The organism is Pseudoalteromonas sp. TAB23, assembly GCF_000498075.1.
Classification (GTDB): domain Bacteria; phylum Pseudomonadota; class Gammaproteobacteria; order Enterobacterales; family Alteromonadaceae; genus Pseudoalteromonas; species Pseudoalteromonas arctica.
The window spans coordinates 1-5,357 of the sequence record NZ_AUTP01000090.1; the positions used below are offsets into that span (position 1 = coordinate 1).

Sequence of the window (5,357 nt, forward strand, 5' to 3'; positions counted from 1 at the left end):
CGGTTGATGCAAAAACCGATAGCGATTTTTATATTATGGCGCGTACCGATGCATTTCAAAAAGAAGGTTTAAATGCTGCGATAGACCGTGCAGCTGCCTGTGTTGAAGCCGGTGCTGACGCTATTTTTGCAGAAGCCGTACACGACCTTGCTGATTACCAAGCATTTGCAAAAGCGATTAACGTTCCAATTTTGGCAAACATTACTGAGTTTGGCCAAACACCTATTTACACTAAAGAGCAGTTAAGCGATGTAGGCGTTGAAATGGTGCTTTACCCACTAAGTGCATTTAGAGCCATGAACAAAGCAGCACTCAACGTGTACTCAGCCATTTTAAATGAAGGCTCACAACAAAGCCAAATTGAAAATATGCAAACGCGTTCTGAACTTTACGACTTTTTAGATTACCACACGTACGAGAACACACTCGATACACTTTTTTCATCAAAATCTGACAAATAATAATTATTAAAAAATAAAATCACACACAAATTTAAGATAGGAGAAGATCATGGTAGATAAAGCATTAGGCGGCGCGGGTTTACGCGGACAAGTGGCTGGTCAAACAGCATTGTGTACTGTTGGACAAAGTGGTTCTGGTTTAACGTATTGTGGTTACGATATTAGCGAACTTGCCGAAAAAGCGCAGTTTGAAGAAGTGTCTTTTTTACTTTCACGCGGTGAGTTACCTACGACAAACGAACTGGCTAAGTATAAAGCAAAGCTAAAAAGTTTACGCGGCTTACCAGATGCGCTTAAAACTGTGCTTGAAAATATTCCTAAAGATGCGCATCCAATGGATGTAATGCGCACGGGTTGCTCAATGTTGGGTAACCTTGAAATGGAGCTTGATTTTAACCAAGCCAATGATGCAATCGACCGTATGATTGCAGTGTTCCCAAGTATTATTTGTTACTGGTACCGCTTTACACACGATGGCGTACGCATTGAAACACAAACAGATGACGACTCTGTTGGCGCACATTTTTTAACACTGTTACACGACAAAGCACCTAGCGAGTTATTTGCACAAGTGATGAACGTATCACTAATTTTATACGCAGAGCACGAGTTTAATGCTTCTACATTTGCGGGTCGTGTGTGTGCATCAACGCTTTCTGATATTCATTCTTGTGTAACAGGTGCGATTGGTACGCTACGTGGTCCATTACATGGTGGTGCTAACGAAGCCGCTATGGATATGATTCAAGGTTTTACAAGTGCTGAGCATGCTGAGCAAGAAGTAATGGGCATGCTTGAACGTAAAGATAAAATAATGGGCTTTGGTCATGCTATTTATCGCGAATCTGATCCACGCAATGTAATTATTAAAAAATGGTCTGAAAAACTAGCGGCAGAGGTAGGCGATACCGTGCTTTACCCTGTGTCTGTTCGTTGTGAAGAGATTATGTGGCGCGAGAAAAAGCTGTTTTGTAATGCCGATTTTTTCCATGCATCTGCTTATCATTTTATGGATATTCCGACTAAATTATTTACGCCAATATTTGTAATGAGCCGTGTTACTGGTTGGACTGCGCATGTAAAAGAGCAACGCGCTAACAACCGTATTATCCGCCCAAGTGCCGATTACACAGGCCCTGATGCACGTAGTTACACACCAATAGAGTCACGTTAAAAAATGAGTGAGCACGCATGTGCTCACTTTTTTTATTGCACATAGCCACTAGCGAGCAGTTTTTCTCAAACTTTTCATTAAACACGCTAGCTGTGAGCAAACACCGTCACCAAATTAGCGAACCCTTACAATGACCATAATTAATAACACCCAATACCGTAAACCTCTACCGGGCTCAAATGTCGACTATTACGATACGCAAGAAGCCGTAGATGCAATTAAGCCAGGTGCATACGCCACACTACCTTATTCATCACGTGTATTTGCCGAAAACCTAGTACGCCGATGCGATCCTGCCATGTTAACCGATGCACTTAATCAGCTAATTGAGCGCAAACAAGACTTGGATTTTCCGTGGTATCCGGCGCGGGTAGTATGTCACGATATTTTAGGGCAAACAGCGCTTGTTGATTTAGCAGGTTTGCGTGATGCAATTGCAGCCAAAGGCGGCGATCCGGCAAAAGTGAACCCGGTAGTACCCACGCAGTTAATAGTGGATCATTCGTTAGCGGTAGAGCATGCCGGTTTTGATCCTGACGCATTTGAAAAAAACCGCGCCATTGAAGATAGACGCAATGACGACCGTTTTCACTTTATAAACTGGACAAAAACTGCGTTTAAAAATATTGACGTTATTCCACCGGGTAACGGCATTATGCATCAAATTAATCTTGAAAAAATGTCGCCGGTTATTCAAAACCGAGATGGCATTGCATTCCCAGATACACTAGTTGGTACCGACAGTCACACACCTCATGTTGATGCGCTAGGTGTTATTGCTGTGGGTGTAGGCGGGCTTGAAGCTGAAAGCGTAATGCTTGGCCGTGCTTCTTATATTCGCTTGCCTGATATTGTTGGTGTTGAGCTAACAGGCAAGCGCCAACCAGGTATTACCGCAACCGATATTGTACTAGCCATTACTGAATTTTTACGTGAGCAACGTGTTGTATCTACTTATTTAGAGTTTTACGGTGAAGGTGCAGACGCGCTTACACTTGGCGACAGAGCAACCATTTCAAACATGACACCTGAATTTGGCGCAACTGCAGCCATGTTTTATATCGACGATAAAACAATAGATTATTTGCGTTTAACAGGGCGTGAAGAAGAACAAATTGCCCTTGTTGAAAACTACGCAAAAACAGCAGGCCTTTGGAGCGATAGCTTAAAAACCGCAAAATACGAACGTGTACTTAAGTTTGATTTATCAAGCGTGGGGCGCAATATTGCAGGTCCATCTAATCCACACCGCCGTGTATCGACAAGCGATTTAGCTAAAGAAGGTATTTCGGGCGTTGTTGAAAATGAAGAAGGCTTAATGCCAGACGGCGCATGTATTATTGCCGCTATTACTAGTTGTACTAATACAAGTAATCCACGCAATGTAATTGCTGCAGCACTCCTTGCCCGTAATGCAAATGCTAAGGGTTTAATGCGTAAACCTTGGGTTAAAACTTCATTAGCACCAGGCTCAAAAGCGGTGCAATCATACCTTGAAGATGCAAACTTACTAACTGAGCTTGAGCAACTTGGCTTTGGCATTGTTGGTTTTGCGTGTACTACCTGTAATGGTATGAGTGGAGCCCTTGACCCTGTTATTCAAGAAGAAGTAATCGAACGCGATTTATACACTACAGCGGTGCTTTCGGGCAATCGTAACTTTGATGGACGCATTCATCCTTATGCTAAGCAAGCATTTTTAGCGTCACCTCCTTTAGTTGTTGCGTACGCCATTGCAGGTACTATTCGCTTTGATATTGAAAAAGGGATACTAGGGCAAGATCAACAAGGCAACGATATTACGCTTAAAGATTTATGGCCATCAGATGAAGAGATTGACGCAGTAATTAAGCAAAGCGTTAAGCCAGAGCAATTTAGAAAAGTATACGAGCCTATGTTTAATTTAACCGTAGATTACGGTGAAGATAACGATCCACTTTACGATTGGCGCCCAGAAAGTACCTACATTCGTCGCCCTCCTTATTGGGAAGGTGCACTTGCGGGTGAGCGCACAATGACTGGTATGCGTGCGCTTGCAGTACTTGGCGATAACATTACAACGGATCATTTATCGCCATCAAACGCAATTATGGCAAGTAGTGCTGCTGGCGAATACCTGACCAAAATGAACGTCCCAGAGGAAGACTACAACTCGTATGCAACGCACCGGGGCGATCATTTAACAGCGCAGCGCGCAACATTTGCAAACCCAAAACTACTTAATGAAATGGTACTGGACGAAAACGGCGAAGTTAAGCAAGGCTCGTACGCACGCTTAGAGCCACAAGGTACTAATACTCGTATGTGGGAAGCAATCGAAGCTTACATGGAGCGTAAACAACCGCTTATTATTGTAGCCGGTGCCGATTACGGGCAAGGTTCGTCGCGCGATTGGGCTGCAAAAGGCGTAAGGCTTGCAGGCGTTGAAGTAATAGCAGCTGAAGGTTTTGAGCGTATTCACCGTACTAACCTAATTGGTATGGGTGTTTTACCGCTTGAGTTTAAAGCGGGCACAACGCGTAAAACTCTAGAACTGGATGGCAGTGAAACGTACGATGTAGCGGGTGATTTAAAACCAGGTGCCACCGTTAACCTAAGCATTACCCGTAAAGATGGTGAAGTGCTTACTGTGCCTATGAAGTGCCGTATCGATACCCAAGAAGAGCTTTCTATTTACGCGGCTGGTGGTGTGTTACAACGCTTTGCTCAAGACTTTTTAGAAGCAACGCAATCTGCATAAGGGCAAATATTATGTTTAAACCGCAAATTAAAGTGCCTGCAACCTATATGCGTGGCGGCACCAGTAAAGGTGTTTTTTTTAATTTAACTGATTTGCCAAAGCCTGCTCAAGTAGAAGGCGAGGCGCGCGATAATTTACTACTACGCGTTATTGGCAGCCCCGATCCGTATGCTAAGCAAACGGATGGAATGGGCGGCGCTACATCAAGTACTAGTAAAACCGTAATCCTAAGTAAAAGTAAGCAAGCCGATCACGATGTTGATTACTTGTTTGGTCAAGTGGCGATAGATAAACCTTTTGTAGATTGGAGCGGAAACTGCGGCAATTTAACGTCAGCAGTCGGTGCTTTTGCCATTAGTAATGGTTTGGTCGATAAAAACCTAGTGCCCGATAACGGTGTTGCTATTGTGCGTGTGTGGCAGGCTAATATTAAAAAAAGCATATTAGTGCATGTCCCTATGACAAATGGCGAAGTACAAGAAACCGGCGACTTTGAGCTCGATGGCGTCACTTTTGCTGCAGCTGAAGTAAAACTTGAATTTATGGACCCCGCTGATGGCGATGGCGCGTTATTTCCAACAGGTAACGTAGTTGATGACTTAGAAGTACCAGGTGTTGGTACTCTAAAAGCCACGATGATAAATGCAGGTATTCCTACCATATTTATTAACGCCGCTGATATTAATTATACCGGCACAGAGCTGCAAGACGATATAAATAACGATGTTGCAGCGCTTAAAAAGCTTGAAACCATTCGTGCTTACGGCGCTGTTAAAATGGGCTTAATCACTAATATTAGTGAAGCGCAAGCTCGGCAACATACGCCTAAAGTTGCGTTTGTTGCATCACCTTTAGATTACAAAGCATCTAGCGGTAAAATTATTGAAGCTGCAAATATCAACTTGTTAGTACGCGCTATGTCGATGGGTAAACTGCACCATGCCATGATGGGTACAGCTGCGGTTGCTATTGGCACGGCCGC

4 protein-coding genes are annotated in these 5,357 nt (G+C 43.6%); all 4 read left to right on the forward strand.

Annotated elements, in window-relative coordinates; translation table 11 throughout:
- Positions 1-461: isocitrate lyase/phosphoenolpyruvate mutase family protein (locus tag L654_RS0102085; RefSeq protein WP_024607111.1), on the forward strand; the 461-nt coding region annotated here is incomplete at its 5' end.
- Between the two features lie 49 nt (positions 462-510).
- Positions 511-1,635, forward strand: a complete 1,125-nt coding sequence (gene prpC, locus L654_RS0102090) for a 2-methylcitrate synthase (RefSeq protein ID WP_024607112.1) — start codon at positions 511-513, stop codon at positions 1,633-1,635.
- 130 nt (positions 1,636-1,765) lie between these two features.
- Complete coding sequence (gene acnD / locus L654_RS0102095) at positions 1,766-4,375, forward strand: Fe/S-dependent 2-methylisocitrate dehydratase AcnD (RefSeq protein WP_024607113.1); 2,610 nt, start codon at positions 1,766-1,768, stop codon at positions 4,373-4,375.
- Between the two features lie 11 nt (positions 4,376-4,386).
- Positions 4,387-5,357 (forward strand): 2-methylaconitate cis-trans isomerase PrpF (prpF, locus tag L654_RS0102100; protein WP_024607114.1); only part of this gene is annotated, 971 nt, incomplete at its 3' end.